General features: G+C 53.8%; 21 protein-coding genes, 1 rRNA gene and 1 other annotated feature. Of the genes, 8 read left to right on the top strand and 14 right to left on the bottom strand.

Annotated elements, in window-relative coordinates; all coding sequences use genetic code 11:
• Window positions 1–88: 88 nt before the first annotated feature.
• Window positions 89–354, top strand: a sequence feature (23S ribosomal RNA rRNA prediction is too short).
• Between the two features lie 119 nt (window positions 355–473).
• Window positions 474–589, top strand: a 5S ribosomal RNA gene (rrf, locus tag CUN67_RS18085).
• Window positions 590–794: 205 nt separating this feature from the next.
• On the opposite strand, the gene CUN67_RS18080 is transcribed toward rrf, so the two are convergent.
• The 4 genes from CUN67_RS18080 to CUN67_RS18065 form a co-directional block, all read right to left on the bottom strand.
• Window positions 795–1556, bottom strand: coding sequence for an amino acid ABC transporter ATP-binding protein (locus CUN67_RS18080; protein ID WP_084877269.1), 762 nt, complete (start codon window positions 1554–1556; stop codon window positions 795–797).
• Window positions 1557–1564: 8 nt separating this feature from the next.
• A complete protein-coding gene (locus tag CUN67_RS18075; protein WP_208716693.1) occupies window positions 1565–2665 on the bottom strand; it encodes an amino acid ABC transporter permease in 1101 nt (366 codons plus the stop codon).
• Between the two features lie 15 nt (window positions 2666–2680).
• A complete protein-coding gene (locus CUN67_RS18070; protein ID WP_208716692.1) occupies window positions 2681–3859 on the bottom strand; it encodes an amino acid ABC transporter permease in 1179 nt (392 codons plus the stop codon).
• Window positions 3860–3925: 66 nt separating this feature from the next.
• Window positions 3926–4951, bottom strand: coding sequence for an amino acid ABC transporter substrate-binding protein (locus CUN67_RS18065; RefSeq protein WP_208716691.1), 1026 nt, complete (start codon window positions 4949–4951; stop codon window positions 3926–3928).
• A 260-nt stretch (window positions 4952–5211) separates the two neighbouring features.
• On the opposite strand from CUN67_RS18065, the gene CUN67_RS18060 reads away from it, so the two are divergent.
• Window positions 5212–5493, top strand: coding sequence for a hypothetical protein (locus CUN67_RS18060; protein ID WP_208716690.1), 282 nt, complete (start codon window positions 5212–5214; stop codon window positions 5491–5493).
• 2 nt (window positions 5494–5495) lie between these two features.
• Here the strand turns inward: CUN67_RS18060 and fis are convergent, their stop codons facing one another.
• The 10 genes from fis to msrP all read right to left on the bottom strand — a co-directional run bounded on the left by fis (window position 5496) and on the right by msrP (window position 13863).
• Entirely contained in the window at window positions 5496–5792 is a 297-nt protein-coding gene (gene fis / locus CUN67_RS18055) for a DNA-binding transcriptional regulator Fis (protein ID WP_003855228.1), read from the bottom strand.
• A gap of 24 nt (window positions 5793–5816) precedes the next feature.
• Complete coding sequence (gene dusB / locus CUN67_RS18050; protein ID WP_084877254.1) at window positions 5817–6782, bottom strand: tRNA dihydrouridine synthase DusB; 966 nt, start codon at window positions 6780–6782, stop codon at window positions 5817–5819.
• 293 nt (window positions 6783–7075) lie between these two features.
• A complete protein-coding gene (gene prmA, locus CUN67_RS18045; RefSeq protein ID WP_208716689.1) occupies window positions 7076–7957 on the bottom strand; it encodes a 50S ribosomal protein L11 methyltransferase in 882 nt (293 codons plus the stop codon).
• Between the two features lie 11 nt (window positions 7958–7968).
• Entirely contained in the window at window positions 7969–9414 is a 1446-nt protein-coding gene (gene panF, locus CUN67_RS18040; protein ID WP_208716688.1) for a sodium/pantothenate symporter, read from the bottom strand.
• Window positions 9404–9646 (bottom strand): YhdT family protein, encoded by a 243-nt coding sequence (locus CUN67_RS18035; RefSeq protein WP_208717261.1) that lies wholly within the window; start codon window positions 9644–9646, stop codon window positions 9404–9406. Before CUN67_RS18035 ends, panF begins: the two co-directional genes overlap by 11 nt.
• Window positions 9647–9720: 74 nt before the next feature.
• Window positions 9721–11067 (bottom strand): acetyl-CoA carboxylase biotin carboxylase subunit, encoded by a 1347-nt coding sequence (gene accC / locus CUN67_RS18030; protein ID WP_084877243.1) that lies wholly within the window; start codon window positions 11065–11067, stop codon window positions 9721–9723.
• Between the two features lie 11 nt (window positions 11068–11078).
• Window positions 11079–11549, bottom strand: coding sequence for an acetyl-CoA carboxylase biotin carboxyl carrier protein (gene accB, locus CUN67_RS18025; protein WP_208716687.1), 471 nt, complete (start codon window positions 11547–11549; stop codon window positions 11079–11081).
• A gap of 21 nt (window positions 11550–11570) precedes the next feature.
• A complete protein-coding gene (aroQ, locus tag CUN67_RS18020; protein WP_208716686.1) occupies window positions 11571–12023 on the bottom strand; it encodes a type II 3-dehydroquinate dehydratase in 453 nt (150 codons plus the stop codon).
• Between the two features lie 232 nt (window positions 12024–12255).
• Window positions 12256–12858, bottom strand: coding sequence for a protein-methionine-sulfoxide reductase heme-binding subunit MsrQ (msrQ, locus tag CUN67_RS18015; protein WP_208716685.1), 603 nt, complete (start codon window positions 12856–12858; stop codon window positions 12256–12258).
• Complete coding sequence (gene msrP, locus CUN67_RS18010; RefSeq protein ID WP_208716684.1) at window positions 12859–13863, bottom strand: protein-methionine-sulfoxide reductase catalytic subunit MsrP; 1005 nt, start codon at window positions 13861–13863, stop codon at window positions 12859–12861.
• 294 nt (window positions 13864–14157) lie between these two features.
• Here msrP and csrD point away from each other — a divergent pair, with 294 nt between their 5' ends.
• From csrD to rng, 6 genes are all read left to right on the top strand, one after another.
• Window positions 14158–16104 (top strand): RNase E specificity factor CsrD, encoded by a 1947-nt coding sequence (csrD, locus tag CUN67_RS18005; RefSeq protein WP_208716683.1) that lies wholly within the window; start codon window positions 14158–14160, stop codon window positions 16102–16104.
• 310 nt (window positions 16105–16414) lie between these two features.
• Window positions 16415–17458: a rod shape-determining protein MreB gene (mreB, locus tag CUN67_RS18000; protein WP_003855260.1), complete on the top strand. Its 1044-nt coding sequence runs from the start codon at window positions 16415–16417 to the stop codon at window positions 17456–17458.
• A gap of 148 nt (window positions 17459–17606) precedes the next feature.
• The gene (gene mreC / locus CUN67_RS17995; protein WP_208716682.1) at window positions 17607–18632 is read left to right on the top strand and encodes a rod shape-determining protein MreC; all 1026 of its coding nucleotides are present in this window, start codon (window positions 17607–17609) and stop codon (window positions 18630–18632) included.
• The gene (mreD, locus tag CUN67_RS17990) at window positions 18629–19117 is read left to right on the top strand and encodes a rod shape-determining protein MreD (RefSeq protein WP_208716681.1); all 489 of its coding nucleotides are present in this window, start codon (window positions 18629–18631) and stop codon (window positions 19115–19117) included. The genes mreC and mreD overlap by 4 nt, the downstream gene beginning before the upstream one ends.
• Window positions 19118–19125: 8 nt before the next feature.
• Window positions 19126–19719, top strand: coding sequence for a Maf family protein (locus CUN67_RS17985; RefSeq protein ID WP_208716680.1), 594 nt, complete (start codon window positions 19126–19128; stop codon window positions 19717–19719).
• On the top strand, window positions 19709–21178 hold the full coding sequence (rng, locus tag CUN67_RS17980) for a ribonuclease G (RefSeq protein ID WP_208716679.1): 1470 nt from the start codon (window positions 19709–19711) through the stop codon (window positions 21176–21178). Before CUN67_RS17985 ends, rng begins: the two co-directional genes overlap by 11 nt.
• The last annotated feature ends 41 nt before the right edge of the window (window positions 21179–21219 follow it).

The following is a 21219-nucleotide window of genomic DNA, read 5'->3' as shown; positions in this document are numbered from 1 at the left end:
AGGGAGGGTACGGCTGTTCGCCGTTTAAAGTGGTACGCGAGCTGGGTTTAGAACGTCGTGAGACAGTTCGGTCCCTATCTGCCGTGGGCGCTGGAGAATTGAGGGGGGTTGCTCCTAGTACGAGAGGACCGGAGTGAACGCACCACTGGTGTTCGGGTTGTCATGCCAATGGCATTGCCCGGTAGCTAAGTGCGGAAAAGATAAGTGCTGAAAGCATCTAAGCACGAAACTTGCCCCGAGATGAGTTCTCCCTGACCCCTTGAGGGTCCTGAAGGGACGTTGAAGACGACGACGTTGATAGGCCGGATGTGTAAGTGCAGCGATGCATTGAGCTAACCGGTACTAATGACCCGTGAGGCTTAACCTTACAACGCCAGAGGCGTTTTGGCTGAGAGGCCGGAAGAAGATTTTCAGCTTTGTTTACCGGATTGATTCGTGCGGCCTGTGATGGCGGTGCGGATAAACAGAATTTGCCTGGCGGCTGTAGCGCGGTGGTCCCACCTGACCCCATGCCGAACTCAGAAGTGAAACGCCGTAGCGCCGATGGTAGTGTGGGGTCTCCCCATGCGAGAGTAGGGAACTGCCAGGCATCAATCAAGTGAAGAAGCCCTGAACGAAAGTTCAGGGCTTTTTTACGTCTGTGGATCAGAAAAGCACGGTCCGTAGCGGCGCGATTTATCGCGCAGTTTCTATTCCGTCAGGTCTGAAGCGTTCACGATAAATAACGCAGAGACGTAAAAAAACCCCCTGCCAGAGCAGAGGGTTGATTTCAGAGAACCCGCCTGAGAGTTGCCTCAGTGGATAACCTGCGACAGGAAGGCACGGGTACGTTCAGATTTCGGATTGGCAAAGAATTCCTGCGGCGGTGCCTGTTCCACGATCTCACCACGGTCCATAAAGATAACCCGGTCTGCGACGGTGCGCGCAAAGCCCATCTCATGGGTTACACACAGCATCGTCATGCCATCTTCCGCCAGGCCAATCATGGTATCGAGCACTTCTTTTACCATTTCCGGGTCAAGGGCGGAAGTGGGTTCATCAAATAACATAATTTTGGGTTTCATACACAGCGAGCGTGCAATGGCCACGCGCTGTTGCTGACCACCGGACAGCTGTCCAGGAAATTTATGTGCATGCTCGGCAATACGTACGCGTTGCAGATAATGCATTGCCAGCTCTTCCGCTTCTTTCTTTGGCATCTTACGCACCCAGATAGGTGCCAGTGTGCAGTTTTGCAATACAGTTAAATGCGGGAAAAGGTTGAAGTGCTGGAACACCATGCCGACTTCAGTTCGCACACGTTCAATATTGCGTACATCATCATTCAAATGAATGCCATCAACGACGATACGGCCTTGCTGATGTTCTTCCAGGTGGTTGATGCAACGAATTGTGGTGGATTTGCCCGATCCGGATGGCCCGCAAAGTACGATACGTTCACGCGGTTTCACCTGCAGGTTAATGTCCTTTAATACATGGAACTGACCATACCATTTATTCACATTTTCGAGCGTAATCATCATTTGGTCAGCAGAATTAGTCATAGATTGTGTCATGTAAAACCTCAGTGCGATTTACGCCCGGTGTGAAAGCGCTTCTCCAGATACTGGCTATAGCGCGACATGCTAAAACAGAAAATCCAGTAGACGAGGGCAGCAAAAACATAGCCTTCTGTCGACATCCCAAGCCATGTGGGGTCAACCGTTGCCTGCTGAACGCTACTGAAAAGATCGAACAGGCCGATGATGATCACCAGACTGGTATCTTTGAACAACGCGATGATGGTATTAACCAGGCCGGGAATAGTGAGTTTGAGTGCCTGAGGCAAAATCACCAGAATCTGTGTTTTCCAGTAACCCAGCGCCAGCGATTCTGCGGCTTCATACTGTCCCTTTGGCAAAGCCTGTAAGCCACCGCGCACCACTTCCGCCACGTAGGCTGACTGGAACAGGATCACGCCGACCAGTGCACGCACCAGCTTATCGATGGTGGTTCCTTCGGCCATGAACAGTGGCAGCATCACCGATGACATAAACAGCACGGTAATCAGTGGTACACCACGCCAGAACTCAATAAAAATCACCGACAGGGTTCGTACTACTGGCATCTTTGAGCGGCGTCCCAATGCCAGCAAAATCCCCAATGGCAGAGCGCCGGCGATGCCGACCGAGGCGATAATCAGCGTCAGCGTCAGGCCACCCCACTGGCGCGTTTCGACGCGGTCCAGACCCAAATAACCACCATACATCAGGAACCAGACGATAATGGGATAGGCCACTGCCCAGCAGGCGATATAACGGCCACGATGTGGGATCGATTTGATAAACATCGGGATAATGGACAGCAGGCCAATCACCAGCGCCAGGTTGATGCGCCAGCGCAGTTCATGTGGATACAGCCCATACATAAACTGGCCAAAGCGTGCATGGATAAACACCCAGCAGGCACCTTCTTTGGTACAGTCAGCGCGGGTTGAGCCAATCCAGTTAGCCTGAAAAACCAGCCAGTTAAGTGCTGGCGGAATGACGCTCCAGATAATCCAGAAGCAGAGCAATGTCAGCAGGGTATTGAACCAACTGGAGAACAGGTTTTTGCGTGCCCAAACCCAGGCTTTGCTGACAGGATTGGTTGGCACCGGCGGTGTTTCGTGTGTGGTAACAGACATAGTAATCCCGTTCTCTTAACGCTCAACCAGCGCAATTTTGCGGTTGTAGAGGTTCATCAGCAGCGAAATGACCAGACTGATGATCAGGTAGACCGCCATGGTGATCGCAATGGTCTCGATAGCCTGGCCTGTCTGATTCAGCACCGTACCGGCAAACAGCGATACCATATCCGGATAGCCGATGGCTGCGGCCAGTGACGAGTTCTTCACGATGTTGAGATACTGGCTGGTCAGAGGTGGAATGATCACACGCATCGCTTGCGGGATGATCACCTGGCGCATGGTCACAGGATTTGGCAGACCGAGTGAACGGGCTGCTTCATTCTGACCATGCGGGACCGACTGGATACCGGAACGAATCACTTCAGCGATAAACGAAGAGGTGTAGATCGACAGCGCCAGTGTCAGTGAGGCCAGCTCTGGGATCATCACGAATCCGCCACGGAAGTTAAATCCACGCAGTTGCGGCACATCCCAGTGAGTGGCCGCACCGAACAATGCGTGGGCGATCAGAGGGAAAGCAATGATCATCGCAGTGGCAATCGGCCAGGTACGGCGCAGCTGGCCGGTTTTCAACTGGTGTTTACGGTTAAAACGAAACAATCCAACACTAACGATTATCGCCAGAGCCAGGGCAATAACAAACGGCCAGGTACCAGGCGCATAGGTGGGCCAGGGAATGTAAAGCCCGCGGTTACTCACAAATGCCAGATCAAATGCGTTCAACGCCTGGCGTGGGCCTGGCAAATTACGCAGCACCGCGAAATACCAGAAGAAGATCTGTAACAACGGCGGGATGTTACGAAACGTCTCAATGTAAATGGTGGAGATCCTGCGCAGCAGCCAGTTATCAGACAGGCGTGCAAGGCCGATAAAGAAGCCCAGGATAGAGGCGAAAACAATACAGAGCGCGGAAACCAGCAGGGTATTGGTTAACCCCACCATAAACACGCGCGCGTAGGTATCACCTTCTGTGTAATCAATCAGATGCTGGACGATGCCGAAACCGGCACTGCGCTCCAGAAAGCCGAAACCGGATGTGATGCCGCGATTAGCCAGGTTGATCACCGTATTGTGGATGAGATATCCCACAACAGCGAACACGGCCACAATCGCGACTATCTGGTAAAACCAGGCGCGAACCGTAGGATTACCGAACGAAAAATCCCTTTTTACGGTTGGGCGTTGAGACATGTTGAAACCTCAGTGAAGAAAACGCATTGGGCACCGCAGGGTGCGGTGCCCGACTGGAAGGCAGAATTAACGTACCGGCGGAGCGTACTGGATGCCGCCCTGGTTCCAGAGCGCATTCTGACCACGCGCGATTTTCAGAGCACTGTCTTTACCGACGTTGCGGTCAAAGCTTTCCTGGTAGTTACCTACCTGTTTAATGATGTTAAACGCCCATTTGTTGTCGAGTTTCAGGTCTTTACCAAAGTCGCCTTCAGCACCCAGCAGGTGAGCCATATCCGGGTTAGACGGTTTTGCGGCCAGCTGATCGACGTTCTTCGAGTTGATGCCCATCTCTTCAGCATTCAGCATCGCGTACAGTGACCATTTCACAATGGTGAACCAGTCATCATCACCACGACGTACCACCGGACCCAGCGGTTCTTTAGAGATCACTTCTGGCAGAACGATGAATTCGTCCGGTTTGCCCAGCTTGATGCGCAGTGCGTACAGCTGAGATTGGTCAGAAGCCAGGGTATCGCAGCGACCGCTGTCGAGTGCTTTAGCGGATTCGTCAGAACGGTCAAAGGTCACCGGAGTGTATTGCATATTGTTGGCTTTAAAATAATCCGCCACGTTCAGCTCGGTATCGGTACCGGCCTGGATACATACGGTGGCGCCATCCAGCTCTTTAGCGCTTTTGAGACCGGCTTTTTTATGGGTCAGGAAGCCGATACCGTCGTAATAGTTTACACCCGCGAACAGGAAGCCCATGCCGCCATCGCGTGAAGAAGTCCAGGTGGTGTTACGGGACAGAATGTCCACTTCACCGGATTGCAGAGCAGTAAAACGCTCTTTTGCCGTCAGCGGGGTGTATTTCACTTTAGTAGCATCGCCAAATACGGCAGCCGCAGCGGCACGGCAAACATCAACGTCGATACCGGTGAATTTGCCGCTCGCATCGGCATAGGAAAAGCCGGGCAGGCCATCACTGATACCGCACTGAACAAACCCTTTCTTTTTAATTGCATCCAACGTGGTGCCGGCGTGCGCTTGCTGCGCAACGGCGAACAGAGAAGCTGCAGCGACCAGGGTGGAGAGCATCATCTTTTTCATAAAGCATCCTGTGTGGCGAAATCGTGTTGTGATGTGGGTGCATTGCGCACTTTTATGTGCGCTTTTCCTGTCTTTGGCGGTCAGCCATTCACGACTTTGCAAAGCTAATGCCAGGTTTGCAGAATCCTGAATTCATTGGAAAGATCTCTTCATAAACTGAAGCATTCAGAAAGTTCCGACTACTATCGCGCACCAAAAGGAAGCAATGCGAGTCGCCTCGATCACAAACAGTGCAAAAAGTTTCACTATATGGAAGCAGTGTGAGCGGGGACGCAGGGCAAAATGTATGGGTTTGCACATTTGCGGCTGAAGCGGTTCAGGATCACACCAGCAGCGGCCTGGGCGGCCATCAGGTGACGAAAAGAGGGGAAAACACGGGCGAAAATGGGGCAGAACAAGGAGAGCGCTACGGGCGAAATATCACTGGAGCAATTGCAACTATCGTTACCATTATGGGGACAACTGTTTCACCCGTTGTTAACGACAATGACACAAACAAAAACGCCAGCCCGAAGGCTGGCGTTTTCGCAGCAACAAACTGAAATCAGTTCATGCCGTATTTTTTCAGCTTCTTACGCAGAGTACCACGGTTGATACCCATCATCAGGGCTGCACGGGTCTGGTTGCCACGGGTGTACTGCATCACCATGTCCAACAGTGGCTGCTCGACTTCAGCCAGTACCAGCTCATACAGGTCACTCACATCCTGACCATTCAGTTGAGCAAAATAGTTCTTCAGTGCCTGTTTAACCGAATCACGCAGAGGCTTTTGCGTCACCTGATCCTGTGAGTTAACGGTAGAAACGGTCAGTACGTCAGAATTTACGCGTTGTTCGAACATAGTTCTTTCAGCTCTTTATTTCGTTTACGCAAGATTTTCGAAGTATGCCTCCAACGCCTCCAGCTGTTCGCTGGCATCCTCTATGGCGTTGAATGTGCGCCGAAACTGGTCATCAGGGGCATTTTCCTGCAAATACCAGGAAACGTGTTTTCGGGCAATACGGTATCCCTTGCGCTGACCGTAAAAGTCGTGCAGCTCCCGTATATGTCCAATCAGCATATGCTTCACTTCAGCCAACGGCTTCGGTGCCAGCAGCTCCCCTGTGTCCAGATAATGCTGGATTTCCCGGAAGATCCACGGTCTTCCCTGAGCAGCGCGACCGATCATCAGAGCATCGGCTCCTGTATAATCGAGCACTGCTCTGGCTTTATGCGGGTCAGTAATGTCACCATTCGCGATAACCGGAATGGTAACGCTCTGCTTAACTGTCCGAATGCTGTCGTATTCAGCTTGCCCTTCAAACAAACAGGCGCGAGTGCGTCCATGAATGGTGAGAGCCTGAATGCCACAGCGTTCAGCCAATTGGGCAATCTCTACACAATTACGATTTTCTTTATCCCAGCCAGTGCGAATCTTCAGCGTAACGGGCACATCAACTGCATTCACGACCGCGGAGAGAATAGACTCAACCAGTTGCGGATGTTGCAGCAGTGCAGAACCCGCCATCTTACGATTCACCTTCTTCGCCGGGCAGCCCATGTTGATGTCAATGACCTGTGCGCCTGACGCCACATTAATGCGCGCGGCAGCCGCCATTTCATCGGGATCACATCCGGCAATTTGCACGGCACGAATGCCAGGCTCGTCACTATGCACCATGCGCAAACGGGATTTGTCACTGGCCCAAACTTCCGGGTTTGATGACAGCATCTCGGAGACCGTCATGCCAGCACCGTTCTCGTAACACAGGGTGCGAAATGGCTTGTCGGTAACCCCGGCCATAGGCGCAGCGATGAGTCGATTACGAAGCTGATGATGTCCAATGCGCATGAAAAAGAAGTGACCCTAACTGTTCGCAAGGCGGCGTATATTACGCATTTTTTCACGAAGATGAAAGGCCAAACTTTGAACAATTCGCAGGGAAAGATCAAGGAATTGAGGCCGATCAGCGTGAGCTATAAGAAATACCTATACTATTCAGTGGATTAAAAAAATACGCTGAAATTGTGTACAAAAGTTTTTCTGAAAATTTGAACTAAATCACAACATAAAAAACGCCACATCGCCCGATTAGCAAGAGATGTGGCGGGGTGGAAACAATGAACTGCGCTAATTGTGCGGGATTAGCGGCGTACACCGGTAATCCGACACCACTCTTCTTTTTCTGCCACCGGGTCCAGCACAAAACGTTCGGTGTAGGCTTCACAAACGCTGTCGGCCTGGCTGGCCAGCACGCCGGATAACCCCAGATGTCCCCCGGATTTTGGCAGAACGCTGATTAACGGAGCCAGTTCGCGCAGCGGGCCGGCAAGAATATTCGCGACCACCACATCCGCCGTCAGATTTTCCGGCTGCTGATGGGGCAGATAAAGCGCCAGGCGGTCGGCCACGCCATTACGCTCTGCGTTATCGCGGCTGGCCTGAATCGCCTGCGGGTCGATATCAATACCAATCGCCTGTGCAGCTCCCAGCTTTAGTGCGGCAATCGCCAGAATGCCGGAGCCACAGCCAAAGTCGATGACCGTCTTACCCTGTAAATCGAGACCATCCAGCCAGCTCAGACACAGCGAGGTGGTCGGGTGGGTGCCGGTGCCAAATGCCAGGCCTGGGTCGAGCATCACGTTGACAGCGTTGGGATCCGGGACTTCACGCCAGCTCGGGCAGATCCATAAACGCTCGCCGAAACGCATCGGGTGGAAATTATCCATCCATTCGCGTTCCCAGTCTTTGTCCTCGATCTGTTCGATCTTATGACGGAAACCGCTGCCAAGCAGCGGGTGCTGGCTCAGTTCCGCGACAACATCGTCCATCTCCGTTTCGGCATCAAACAGGCCGATAACATCGGTATCGCCCCACAGCAGCGTCTCACCCGGCAGTGGCTCATACACCGGGTTATCGTGGGTGTCCTGGAAGGTCACAGACACGGCCCCGCTCTCCATCAGCGCATCGCTCAGTGTTTCCGCGTGCTCACCGGTGCTGTTAATTTTGATTTGAATCCATGGCATAGCGTTTCTCTTTATTCCAGGGCAGCGTCTTGTGCGTCAGGCGTGCTGCCAAATAGGTTACCTGCCAGAAAGGCCAGCAGGCTAAGGATCAATGATGGAACGATAGGATGGAAGCCCCACAGTTCCAGTTTCAGGCTGGCGAGCAGCGTATAGCAACCGGCACCGACGACCATCCCGCTGATAGCGCCAGCAGCGTTTGCGCGCTCCCAGTACAACCCGAGTACCAGTGGCCACAGGAACACGGCTTCGAGGCCACCAAAAGCCAGCAGGTTTAGCCAGATGATCATATCCGGTGGGTTCCAGGCGGCCAGCAACAGCAATAAACCCAGCACAAAGGTGATGGTGCCGGAGAGCATGCGCAGGCGCGCTTCATTCTCGCTATGCTGCGGCGCGATACGCAAATAGAGGTCTTTGATCAGGGTAGCGGAGGATTGCAGCAGCTGCGCGTTAATTGTCGACATGATCGCCGCCATTGGTGCGGCAAGAAAAACACCAGCGGCCATTGGTGGCAGCACGGTGATCATCAGTGTAGGGATCACCCGATCAGGTACGGTCAGATCCGGCAGGATCGCGCGGCCCAGTGCGCCCGCCAGATGCATCCCCAGCATCAGGATCACTACCACGATGGTGCCAATAATGATGCCACGATGCATCGCCTTGCTGTCTTTATACGAAATACAGCGCACGGCGGTATGCGGCAGGCCGATCACACCAAAACACACCAGTACGGCAAACGAGCTGAGGAATGTCGGCGTGATCACATTGCCAACGCCTTCTGGCGATACCAGTTGCGGGTCGATGGCGCGCAATTTCGTCACCGCGGTTTCCAGCCCGCCCGCCTGATGAATCACCGCAAACAGCAGCAGGAAGGTACCTGCCAGCATCACAAGTCCCTGCATTGCATCATTCAGCACGCTGGCACGGAAGCCGCCAAACGCGGTGTAAAGCGCAATAGTGCCGCCAAAAATCAGCAGCCCGGTATCGTAGGGAATGCCCGCCGCCGTTTCCAGCAAACGTGCGCCGCCAATGAACTGCACCGTCATCGCGCCGATAAAAGCCACCAGCAGACTCAGGCTGGCTAACCAGATCAGCAGCGGGCTGCGATAGCGGCCATACAGCATGTCATTCAACGTCACCGCATTGTAACGACGCGCCAGAATGGCGAATTTTTTTCCCAGTACACCGAGTGACAACCACACGGCAGGGACCTGAATCATGGCGAGCAGTACCCAGCCCAGGCCATATTTATACGCAGCCCCTGGGCCGCCAATAAACGAGCTGGCGCTGATATAGGTCGCGGTGACGGTCATCGCCAGCACGAAGCCACCCATTGACCGGTTGCCGAGAAAATATTCCGTCAGGAAGTTGCCCTGGCGTTGCTTGCGCATGGCAAATACCGACAGCGCGGCAATCAGCACCAGATAAGCCAGCAGGGGAAGAATGATTTCACTTTCCATCTTTGTCCTCCAGTGACATATCGCGGAAAACCATCCGTACCATCAACCAGCACAACACAATAAACAGCACGGGAGCAAACAGGCAGGAGAGCTCAAACCAACGGGGCAGGCCAGTTATTCCAGCCGCATTCCCCCCCAGCCAGGCGGAAAGCCCCCACACAGCGAGATACGCCAGCGCCAGATAAAACGCCCAGCGCGCCTCTTTATTCGCTTGCACAAAACGCCAATCCATCATGCAACCTCAAAGGCAACAAAAATGAAAAAGGCCGGTTTAACCGGCCTCAAAGGAACTCTGCGTTGCAGGGATTACTCTTGCATGCCGAGTTTTTTCTCCAGGTAGTGGATATTGGTACCACCCTGCTGGAAGTTTTCGTCGGACATGATTTTCATCTGCAGTTCGACGTTGGTCTTGATCCCGTCAATGATCAATTCCGCCAGCGCATTTTTCATGCGGGCAATGGCCACGTCACGGTTTTCACCGTAAGTGATCAGCTTGCCGATCATGGAATCGTAGTACGGCGGTACCGTGTATCCGGCATAGATATGCGATTCCCAGCGCACACCAAAGCCACCCGGTGCGTGGAAACGCGTGATCTTACCCGGGCTTGGCAGGAAGGTGTTCGGGTCTTCGGCGTTGATACGGCATTCCACCGCATGGCCGCGAATCATCACATCTTCCTGACGGATAGACAGCGGCTGGCCGGCGGCAATGCGCAGCTGTTCTTTGATCAGGTCAACGCCGGTGATCATCTCGGTGACCGGATGCTCTACCTGAATACGGGTGTTCATCTCGATAAAGTAGAACTCACCGTTTTCGAACAGGAACTCAAAGGTGCCTGCGCCACGGTAACCGATATCTACACAGGCTTTGGCACAGCGATCGCCGATGAAGCTGCGCAGCTCTGGCGTGATGCCCGGTGCTGGTGCTTCTTCAACCACTTTCTGGTGACGACGCTGCATGGAGCAGTCGCGTTCTGCCAGATAAATCGCGTTGCCCTGGCCATCGGCCATGACCTGGATTTCGATGTGACGTGGATTTTCGAGGTATTTCTCCATATAAACCATGTCGTTGTTGAAAGCCGCTTTGGCTTCCGCTTTCGTCATGTTAATGGACTGCTCGAGATCCTTGTCGCTGCGCACGACACGCATACCACGACCACCGCCGCCGCCAGAGGCTTTGATGATGACCGGATAGCCGATGCGTTTGGCGAAGGCACGGTTTTTATCCATGTCTTCGGTCAGTGGGCCATCGGAACCTGGTACGGTCGGTACACCGGCTTTTTTCATTGCGGTGATCGCCGACACTTTGTCACCCATCAGGCGGATGGTGTCCGCTTTCGGGCCGATAAAGATAAAGCCAGAACGTTCAACCTGCTCGGCGAAATCGGCGTTCTCAGACAGGAAGCCATAACCCGGGTGGATCGCAACCGCGCCGGTAATTTCGGCGGCGGAGATCAGGGCCGGGATATTGAGATAACTTTTGACCGACTGCGCCGGGCCGATGCAGACAGTTTCGTCAGCCAGCAGCACGTGCTTCAGGTCGCGGTCCGCCGTGGAGTGCACCGCCACAGTCTTGATGCCCAGTTCTTTACAGGCACGCAGAATGCGCAACGCGATCTCACCGCGGTTAGCAATGACAATTTTATCCAGCATGGTTCGCCTCGTTATTCGATGACAACCAGCGGCTCGTCAAATTCAACCGGCTGGCCACTTTCCACCAGAATCGCTTTCACAACGCCGGATTTGTCGGCTTCGATCTGGTTCATCATTTTCATCGCTTCAACGATGCACAGGGTATCGCCGGCGTTAACTTTCTGGCCGACTTCGATAAAGGCTTTCGCGTCCGGGCTAGGGGTGCGATAGAAGGTGCCTACCATCGGTGAACGCACGATGTGGCCGCTGATTTCCGGTTTAGCGGCTTCCGCAACCGGTGCAGCAACAGCAGGGGCAACCGCAGCAGCCAGAGGAGCAACCTGCGGCGCAGGTGCAGCATAAGCCTGCTGCATCATAGGATAACCGACATTGGCAGGTGAACGGCTGATACGAACGGACTCTTCGCCCTCAGAGATTTCCAGCTCAGCGATGCCAGACTCTTCAACCAGTTCGATCAGTTTCTTAATTTTACGAATATCCATGAGTGTGGTTCCGTACTCTGTTTAATTGGAATGTGTCAGGCGTTTTACGGCCGTTTGTAAAGCCCACGAGTATCCGTCAGCGCCAAGTCCACAGATGACACCGGCAGATACATCGGAAAGATAGGAGTGATGGCGGAACGGTTCGCGTGCATGCACATTGGTCAGATGCACCTCGATAAAGGGAATATCGACCGCCAGCAGGGCATCACGCAGCGCGACGCTGGTGTGTGTGAATGCCGCTGGATTGATGATGATGTAATCCACATTGCCTCTGGCCTCGTGAATACGATCGATCAATTGAAACTCCGCGTTCGATTGCAAATGACTCAATTTCACATGGTGCTGATCAGCCTGTTGCGTCAGATCGCTGACAATTTGCGCCAGCGTGGTGTGCCCATACTTCTCAGGCTCACGCGTTCCCAGCAAATTCAGGTTGGGTCCGTTCAAAAGCAGTATGTGAAAGTTGTGCGCCATCTTGCTGCTATCTCCTGCAATTATTCAGGCATCGCGTAAAATACCGCGACAATCTTCCTTTGTCACTCTTCCGAGTGAAAAAGAAGACTTCACTTGCAATAAAGCCGGGCATTATATCCGTTTCGTCGCAATTCGCAGCAAAATACTGGTCTTATCTGCGAAGATGATCGGATGCGGCCAGAAGGCCACACCTTTTAACAGAAATTGCAGCAGGATGACAACCGTGCAGAAATTATCGGGAGAATAGTTTTCGCAACTTATTGTAACGCCAGCCCAACAGCAGCAGAGCCAGCAAAGCATAAATCAGCGGCTGTGGTGACAGGACTTTAACTGACCAAAGATAGTGAATAGGTGCGAGGATCGCCACCAGATAGATACCATTGTGCAGAGTTTGCCAGCGACGTCCCAATTTACGTTGTGCGCGTTGAAAGGAGGTGATTGCCAGCGCAAACAGCACCAGCCAGCAGATAATACCCAGTGTCAGGTAGGGGCGGGATATCAACTCACTGCCGAGTAATCGCAGATTATTGACACCTAATTCCAGCAGATAATAACTCAGCAGATGCAGACAGGCCCAGGCGAAGCACCACAGACCGAGCATGCGACGGGTGCGAATCAGCAGGGGTTGTTTGGCGTAACGCGTTAATGGGCTGACCAATAGCGTCGCCAGCAACAATTTAAGTGCCATTCTGCCGGTAAAATGCTGGATATCTTTGGCCGGATCGGCGCTTAACCAGCCCTGACTGGCGGCAAAAAACAGCCACACCAGCGGCAGAAAAGCCGCCAGATGCAGCACCACTTTCAGCCAGGTGATATGGCGTAATGTCAGACGCACTCAGTAGTTCTCCCGTAAATCCAGCCCGTGATAGAGCGAGGCTACCTCTTTGGCATAGCCGTTAAACAGCAGCGTTGGCTGGCGTTCCACCTTCAGAATGCCCCCCGGACCAATAAAACGCTCCGTCGCCTGCGACCAGCGGGGATGATCGACATGCGGGTTAACGTTGGCATAAAACCCATATTCATTAGCGGCGATTTGATTCCAGGTGGTCGGCGGCTGATCGTGTGTCAGGGTAATTTTGACGATCGATTTAATGCCTTTAAAACCGTATTTCCACGGTACGGTCAGGCGGATCGGCGCGCCATTTTGTGGTGGCAACGCTTTGCCATACACGCCGGTGCTGAGCAGGGTCAGGGGATGCATCGCTTCATCCATACGTAATCCCTCGACATAAGGATAATCCAGCCCGCCGCCGATAAAGCGATCTTTCTGACCTGGCATTTGATCCGGGGCGTAGAGCGTCTGAAACGCCACAAAACGCGCATTGCTGGTGGGTTCCGCCAGTTTCAGTAACTTGTTCAGCTCAAATCCCACCCAGGGGATCACCATTGACCAGGCTTCAACACAGCGCATGCGATAGATACGCTGCTCCATCGCAAAACGTTTAAAGATGTCATCCATATCCAGCGTGATCGGTTTTGCGACTTCGCCTTCAATACGTAGCTGCCAGGGATCCGTCTTCAGCGTTCCGGCATTGGCGGCTGGATCGGCCTTATCGAGGCCAAATTCATAGAAGTTATTGTAGCCCGCGACCTTATCAAAGGGCGTGAGCGGTAAATCCGCCTGCCAGGCGGGCGGTTTACTGAATTGCAGCGCTTTTCCAGCTGGCGCGGCGGGGCGATCGTTGCCTTTGAACCAGCTGAGTACATCGGCCTGTGCGACCCGTGGCAGGCTGGCAGCAGCAGCACCCAGGCCAAGGGCCTTCAGCACCTGACGACGCTGCATATTGAAGATACTTTCTGGCGTCACATCGGCTTCAGAAAGGGAATGCTTCGGCTTCATGGAATTCTCCGGCTGAATGTATAAGGCAAGCATGAGCAAATCCCGTTATACGCGCCAGCAAGAGCCGTAAAATGTGAAATTTCCTGGCTGCGCTTATGTTGAGAATAGGACGAAAAAAATCAGATGAAAGTCAGGTATTCCCTGTTTATCGTTATACTCGCCCCTGAATAGGTCGCGATGGTGGCTGAACGCTGTTTCAGGCGGTGATTTATGCTATTTTGCTCAGGTTTGCGCCAGTGAGGCTGGTGCCGCGGGTTCTTTTTCATTCATAACCGCAGTGATACAGGCACAGGGATGCGATTAACCACGAAGTTTTCTGCGTTTATTACATTATTAAGCTTACTGGCGATGTTGTTGATGCTGGTGGGCTGCGCTTTTAGTTTTGTCTGGTTGTCACAGCAGCGGGTGGAAACCCGGGTACAAACCCTGGCGACCGAAGTCGACAAAGCCTTAATCACTCAATCGCCTCAGGATCTGACGCAATGGCTGTCGCGCATTATGCCGGTGATTAATGCCGAACAGCTGGAGCTACGAGACGGCGAACGCACGTTGTTTCGCCTTGCCCGCCACGAACATCCGATGCTGGAAGATGAGCCGAACCGTTTTATCCAGTTCGATCTGCCGCTGGAGCATTCCCCGGGGATGATGCTGCGTGTGGTGGTGCTTGATCCGGCTAAAACCTGGTTTCGCTCCTTCACCGGTGCTTACACGCTGGTGGTCATTTTTACCGTGGTGATGATCATGGCGTCATTGCTGGTGATGACGCATCGCTGGCTGAACAGCCACTGGCGCAATATGGAGAGGCTGGAGGCGCGTTCCGAGCGTATTCTGGCGGGCGATCGCCAGGCTCGGGATAATGAAGCGGTGGAATGGCCACCCAAGGCCAGCCACGCGATCGATCTCCTGCTACATGATTTGCTGGAGGCGGGCGAGCAGCGATTGCGCATCGATACCCTGATTCGCACGTTTGCCGCACAGGATTCGCGGACCGGGTTGAACAACCGGCTGTTCTTCGATAACCAACTGGCGACGCTGCTGGAAGATCAGGAAGATGTTGGCACCCATGGTGTGGTGATGATGGTGCGCCTGCCCGATCTTGAAACACAGCATGAAACGCTCGGCTCCGCGCTGGCCGAAGAGTACCAGTTTGATCTCATTAATATGCTGTCCACCTTCGTGCTACGTTATCCTGGCGCACTGCTGGCCCGTTATTTCCGCAGTGATTTCGCTGTGCTGCTGCCGCACCGAACCCTGAAAGAAGCCAACAATATTGCTGATCAACTGATCAATGCCGTGGACTCCCTGCCGCCGATGCGCCTGGTGGATCGTGATGATCTGATCCATATCGGCATCAGCGCCTGGCGTAGTGGGCTCAGCGTGCCACAGGTAATGGAAAACGTTGAAATGGCCACGCGTCGCGCTGCCTTGCAGGGGGGTAACAACTGGTCAATCGGCGAGGGTAACCTGCTGGATATGGGGCGCGGCAGTGTGCGCTGGCGAACGCTGCTGGAAAATACCCAGAGTCGTGGTGGACCTCGTCTGTACCAGAAACCTGCCGTCATGCTGGATGGAAAAGTTCATCATCGGGAGATGCTGGCCCGTATCTTTGATGGTGACAAAGAAGTCGTGTCTGCCGAGTTTATGCCGCTGGTGCAGCAACTGGGCATGGCCGATAGCTGGGATCGCCAGATGGTGACCCGTATCGCCGCATTGACCGAGATGTGGCCTGATGAAACTCTGGCGCTGCCGGTGAATATTGATTCGTTAGTACAGCGACCTTTTCAGCGCTGGCTGCAAAAATTGCTGCTGCAATGCAGCAAATCACAAAGAAAACGATTTTTATTTGAACTTGCCGAAGCGGATGTTTGTCAACACATCAACCGTTTAGTGCCGATTTTCAGAATGCTCAGCGCGTTTGGTTGTCGCATCGCTGTCAATCAGGCGGGATTAACGGTGGTGAGCAGCGCTTATATCAAGCAATTTCCGGTGGAGTTAATCAAACTGGACCCCGGTCTGGTGCGTAATATTGAACGACGCACCGAAAATCAGTTGTTTGTACAAAGTCTGCTGGAAGTGTGTAAGTCCACCCCCACTCAGGTCTTTGCTGCCGGTGTACGCACGCGTGCGGAGTGGCAAACGCTGGCAGGATTGGGGGTCGCCGGTGGTCAGGGCGATTTCTTTGCACCCTCGCTGCCGGTAAACAGTAATGTGAAAAAGCATTCACAACGTTATCGAATTTAGCCGTTAATTGGCCGATAGCGGCGCTCACGGTTGTTTTACGCTGTAAACCTGAATTATGCCGGCCAGCAGCTATGCTGGAAATGTTAGATTTTATGTCGAAAATCGCCCCGGCTTGTGGGGCGAAAGGCACTGGAAGCGGCGGCTTTGCGCCATTTTTCCTTAGCGAACCGCAGCATACACTGCTGGAAAAAATAGCTAGCATATTTTCTCACCGAAGCGGAACGTTTTTGCGCCTTGTAGCGGCTTCGCGTGGTTGGTAAAGTAGGCGGATTTTATTTTCCGCCCCCAGCTTGCAGGATTATCCCTTAGTATGTTTAAAAAATTTCGTGGCATGTTTTCCAATGACTTGTCCATTGACCTGGGTACCGCGAATACCCTGATTTATGTAAAAGGACAGGGCATCGTGCTGAACGAGCCTTCCGTGGTTGCCATTCGTCAGGATCGTGCCGGCTCCCCAAAGAGCGTTGCCGCCGTTGGTCATGACGCCAAACAGATGCTTGGCCGTACGCCGGGCAATATCGCTGCTATCCGTCCGATGAAAGACGGTGTAATTGCAGACTTCTTCGTCACCGAAAAAATGTTGCAGCACTTTATTAAGCAAGTGCACAGCAACAGTTTTATGCGCCCCAGCCCGCGTGTGCTGGTGTGTGTGCCGGTGGGTGCAACTCAGGTTGAGCGTCGTGCTATCCGTGAATCTGCGCAGGGCGCAGGTGCGCGTGAAGTCTTTCTGATTGAAGAACCGATGGCCGCTGCAATCGGTGCCGGACTGCCGGTATCAGAAGCGACCGGTTCTATGGTGGTGGATATCGGTGGTGGTACCACTGAAGTTGCCGTTATCTCTCTGAACGGCGTGGTTTACTCCTCTTCAGTGCGTATTGGTGGTGACCGCTTCGATGAAGCTATCATTAATTATGTACGCCGTAATTACGGCTCGCTGATCGGTGAAGCCACCGCTGAGCGTATTAAGCATGAGATCGGTTCTGCGTATCCGGGCGATGAAGTCCGTGAAATCGAAGTCCGTGGTCGTAACCTGGCTGAAGGTGTGCCGCGCGGCTTTACGCTGAACTCCAATGAAATTCTGGAAGCGCTGCAGGAACCGTTGACCGGTATCGTAAGTGCGGTGATGGTGGCGCTGGAGCAGTGCCCGCCGGAACTGGCTTCCGACATCTCCGAGCGTGGCATGGTGCTGACCGGTGGGGGCGCGCTGCTGCGTAACCTCGATCGCCTGCTGATGGAAGAGACCGGCATCCCGGTGGTCGTGGCCGAAGACCCGCTGACCTGCGTAGCGCGTGGTGGTGGTAAGGCGTTGGAAATGATCGACATGCACGGCGGCGATTTGTTCAGCGAGGAGTAAATCCTCATCGGCTGAGGCCGTGGTCAAATTGCGCAGGGAATGAGCGCCGATGACGACGCTGCGCATGACGGCACGATGCGTCCAGCCCTGGAGGCGCAGGTCTTAGGACCAGCGCTTCTTCCCTGATGTCGAGGAACACGCAGATTTTATGAAGCCGATTTTTAGCAGGGGGCCATCCCTGCAGTTGCGCCTCTTTCTGGCAGTCATTGTGGCCATCGCGATCATTATCGCTGATAGCCGCGTGGCCTCCTTTTCCCAGATTCGCAACTACCTGGACACATCGGTCAGTCCATTTTACTTCCTGGCTAACGGGCCAAGAGAGCTTCTTGACGGCGTTTCCGCCACGCTGGCTTCACGTCAGCAGCTGGAACTGGAAAACAAAGCACTGCGTCGTGAACTCTTTCTGAAGAACAGCGACCTGCTGATGCTGGGGCAATATAAGCAGGAGAACGCGCGTCTGCGCGAGCTGCTCGGCTCACCGTTACGCCAGGATGAGCACAAGATGGTGACGCAGGTGATCTCCACCGGCACCGATCCCTACACCGATCAGGTGGTTATCGACAAAGGCAGCGTAAACGGTGTTTACGAAGGTCAGCCGGTGATCAGCGATAAAGGTGTCGTGGGGCAGGTGGTGGCGGTAGGCCAGGTGACCAGCCGTGTGCTGCTGATCTGTGACGCTTCCCATGCGTTGCCGATTCAGGTGCTGCGTAATGATATCCGCGTGATTGCGGCCGGTAACGGCTGTAATGAAGATCTGCAACTTGAGCATCTGCCAGGCAATACCGACATTCGTGTGGGTGATGTGCTGGTTACCTCGGGTCTGGGTGGACGTTTCCCGGAAGGCTATCCGGTTGCCGTGGTGTCGTCGGTGAAAGTGGATACGCAGCGTGCGTACACCGTTATCCAGGCTCGCCCGACAGCAGGTTTGCAGCGTCTGCGTTATCTGCTGCTGTTATGGGGAGCGGATCGTAACGGCGATATGCCGATGGCGCCTGATGAAGTGCATCGTGTTGCGAATGAACGCTTAATGCAGATGATGCCGCAAGTCTTACCGCCAGCCGGTGAGATGGGGCCGCCCGCACCCACTAGTCAGCAAATGGGACCACCCGCGCCTGCCAGCAATGGCAGCAGTTCGCAGGTAACACCGGCGAACACGCGTGGAGGCCAGCCTTGAGTCGATATCGCAGCCAGGGCCGATGGGTTATCTGGCTGTCCTTTCTGATTGCCCTCATCCTGCAAATCATGCCCTGGCCAGAACAGTTCTACATGTTCCGGCCATCATGGCTTTTGTTGATCCTCATCTACTGGGTGCTGGCGTTGCCACACCGGGTTAATGTTGGCACCGGCTTTGTGCTGGGCGCCATCATGGATCTGGTGGCCGGTTCAACGCTGGGCGTGCGTGCGCTGGCATTGAGTATCGTTGCCTACCTGGTCGCCTTTAAATTCCAGCTTTTCCGTAACTTAGCGTTGTGGCAGCAGGCATTAATGGTTATGGTGCTGTCGCTGGCGGTGGATGTTATTGTTTTTTGGGCGGAATTTTTGGTGATTAATGTCTCCTTTCGTCCGGAAATCTTCTGGAGTAGCGTTGTCGACGGTATTCTCTGGCCCTGGCTATTCTTATTAATGAGAAAGATTCGTCGTCAGTTCGCTGTTCAGTAAGGAAAACTATGATAACCCTGTACCTGGCTTCCGGTTCACCGCGTCGACGTGAGCTGTTGACGCAGCTTGGTTTGCAATTTGAACGTCTGATTACCCATGTGGAAGAACAACGTCTGCCAGCTGAAGCGGCTGAGGTGTATGTGCGTCGTCTGGCGATTGATAAAGCGCTTGCCGGGGTGGCTGTGGCTCCGCAGGATCTGCCAGTGCTGGGTGCTGATACCATCGTGGTGCTCAATGGTGAAGTGCTGGAAAAACCGGCCGATGCCGCCCACGCAACCCAAATGCTGAGTAAGCTATCAGGACAGACGCATCAGGTGATGACCGCAGTGGCGCTGGCTGACCACAAACAGCAACTGGATTGTCTGGTGGTCACAGACGTGACCTTCCGCAAGATCACAACGGAAGAAATTGCGCACTATATCGCCAGTGGCGAACCGATGGATAAAGCCGGCGCTTACGGAATACAGGGCATGGGCGGCAACTTTGTGCGCAAAATTAATGGAAGCTATCACGCAGTGGTGGGATTACCGCTGGTTGAGACCGGTGAGTTGCTCAGCAATTTTCAGTCACTGCGTGCGCTAAGGGGACAAGATGACGGCTGAACTGCTGGTAAATGTGACACCCTCTGAGACTCGCGTCGCCTATATTGATGGCGGCATTTTGCAGGAAATCCACATCGAGCGCGAAGCGCGCCGCGGCATTGTAGGCAACATCTACAAAGGACGCGTCAGCCGGGTGCTGCCGGGTATGCAGGCCGCGTTTGTTGACATCGGCCTCGACAAAGCGGCCTTTTTGCACGCTTCCGACATCATGCCGCACACGGAATGCGTTGCGGGTGATGAACAAAAGAATTTCAACGTGCGCGATATTGCCGAACTGGTACGCCAGGGGCAGGATTTAATGGTGCAGGTGGTGAAAGATCCCCTCGGCACCAAGGGCGCACGTCTCACCACTGACATCACGCTGCCGTCGCGTTATCTGGTGTTTATGCCGGGTGCCTCGCACGTTGGCGTCTCCCAGCGTATCGAAAGTGAAGCCGAGCGTGAACGTTTGAAAGCGGTGGTTGCCGCTTATTGCGACGATCTTGGTGGCTTCATTATTCGCACCGCAGCGGAAGGCATTGGCGAAGAAGAACTGGCGCAGGACGCAGCGTTCCTCAAGCGCCTGTGGACCAAAGTCAGTGAACGTAAGAAGCGTAACCAGACGCGTTATCTGCTGTATGGGGAGCTGGCTCTGGCGCAGCGCGTGTTGCGTGATTTTGCCGGTGCGGCACTGGATCGCATCCGGGTGGATTCCCGCCTGACCTGCGATCTGCTGGTGGAATTTACCGGTGAATATATCCCGGAAATGGCCAGCAAGCTGGAGTTATACAGCGGCAAGCAGCCGATTTTCGATCTCTACGATGTAGAAAACGAGATCCAGCGTTCGCTCGATCGCAAAGTTGAACTGAAGTCTGGCGGTTATCTGATCATCGATCAGACTGAAGCGATGACCACCATCGATATCAATACCGGTGCGTTTGTCGGCCATCGCAATCTGGACGAAACCATTTTCAACACCAATATCGAAGCTACCCAGGCGATTGCCCGCCAGCTACGGCTACGTAATCTGGGCGGCATCATCATTATCGATTTTATCGACATGAGTAATGATGACCATCGCCGGCGCGTGCTGCATTCGCTGGAAAGCGCGCTCAGCAAAGATCGGGTCAAAACCGGGATCAACGGTTTCTCGGCGCTTGGGCTGGTGGAGATGACGCGTAAGCGCACGCGTGAAAGCATCGAACATGTGCTTTGCGCTGATTGCCCGGTCTGTAAAGGACGCGGCACGCTGAAGACGGTGGAAACTGTCTGCTACGAGATCATGCGTGAGATTGTGCGTGTGCACCATGCTTACGATTCGGATCGCTTTCTGGTGTATGTCTCACCCGCGGTGGGCGAAGCGCTGAAAAGTGATGAATCCCACGCGTTGGCTGAAGTGGAGATCTTTGTAGGTAAACAGGTGAAAGTCCATGTTGAACCGCTCTACACTCAGGAGCAGTTTGACGTGGTGATGATGTAATTTTTCTTGTTTATGCTGGCCTTGCACGACGTTTTGTCATG

Source organism: Pantoea cypripedii, assembly GCF_011395035.1.
GTDB lineage: Bacteria > Pseudomonadota > Gammaproteobacteria > Enterobacterales > Enterobacteriaceae > Pantoea > Pantoea cypripedii_A.
This window is presented reverse-complemented; position numbering and strand designations above follow the sequence as displayed.

What these genes read in the sequence shown, in the direction of transcription:
- rng (WP_208716679.1), top strand. Translation starts at nt 19,709, where the DNA reads ATGACGGCTGAACTGCTGGTAAATGTGACACCCTCTGAGACTCGCGTC.
- CUN67_RS18080 (WP_084877269.1), bottom strand. Translation starts at nt 1,556, where the DNA reads ATGACACAATCTATGACTAATTCTGCTGACCAAATGATGATTACGCTC.
- csrD (WP_208716683.1), top strand. Translation starts at nt 14,158, where the DNA reads ATGCGATTAACCACGAAGTTTTCTGCGTTTATTACATTATTAAGCTTA.
- CUN67_RS17985 (WP_208716680.1), top strand. Translation starts at nt 19,126, where the DNA reads ATGATAACCCTGTACCTGGCTTCCGGTTCACCGCGTCGACGTGAGCTG.
- prmA (WP_208716689.1), bottom strand. Translation starts at nt 7,957, where the DNA reads ATGCCATGGATTCAAATCAAAATTAACAGCACCGGTGAGCACGCGGAA.
- mreB (WP_003855260.1), top strand. Translation starts at nt 16,415, where the DNA reads ATGTTTAAAAAATTTCGTGGCATGTTTTCCAATGACTTGTCCATTGAC.
- dusB (WP_084877254.1), bottom strand. Translation starts at nt 6,782, where the DNA reads ATGCGCATTGGACATCATCAGCTTCGTAATCGACTCATCGCTGCGCCT.
- fis (WP_003855228.1), bottom strand. Translation starts at nt 5,792, where the DNA reads ATGTTCGAACAACGCGTAAATTCTGACGTACTGACCGTTTCTACCGTT.
- mreC (WP_208716682.1), top strand. Translation starts at nt 17,607, where the DNA reads ATGAAGCCGATTTTTAGCAGGGGGCCATCCCTGCAGTTGCGCCTCTTT.
- CUN67_RS18070 (WP_208716692.1), bottom strand. Translation starts at nt 3,859, where the DNA reads ATGTCTCAACGCCCAACCGTAAAAAGGGATTTTTCGTTCGGTAATCCT.
- CUN67_RS18075 (WP_208716693.1), bottom strand. Translation starts at nt 2,665, where the DNA reads ATGTCTGTTACCACACACGAAACACCGCCGGTGCCAACCAATCCTGTC.
- panF (WP_208716688.1), bottom strand. Translation starts at nt 9,414, where the DNA reads ATGGAAAGTGAAATCATTCTTCCCCTGCTGGCTTATCTGGTGCTGATT.
- CUN67_RS18035 (WP_208717261.1), bottom strand. Translation starts at nt 9,646, where the DNA reads ATGGATTGGCGTTTTGTGCAAGCGAATAAAGAGGCGCGCTGGGCGTTT.
- accB (WP_208716687.1), bottom strand. Translation starts at nt 11,549, where the DNA reads ATGGATATTCGTAAAATTAAGAAACTGATCGAACTGGTTGAAGAGTCT.
- CUN67_RS18065 (WP_208716691.1), bottom strand. Translation starts at nt 4,951, where the DNA reads ATGAAAAAGATGATGCTCTCCACCCTGGTCGCTGCAGCTTCTCTGTTC.
- aroQ (WP_208716686.1), bottom strand. Translation starts at nt 12,023, where the DNA reads ATGGCGCACAACTTTCACATACTGCTTTTGAACGGACCCAACCTGAAT.
- accC (WP_084877243.1), bottom strand. Translation starts at nt 11,067, where the DNA reads ATGCTGGATAAAATTGTCATTGCTAACCGCGGTGAGATCGCGTTGCGC.
- msrP (WP_208716684.1), bottom strand. Translation starts at nt 13,863, where the DNA reads ATGAAGCCGAAGCATTCCCTTTCTGAAGCCGATGTGACGCCAGAAAGT.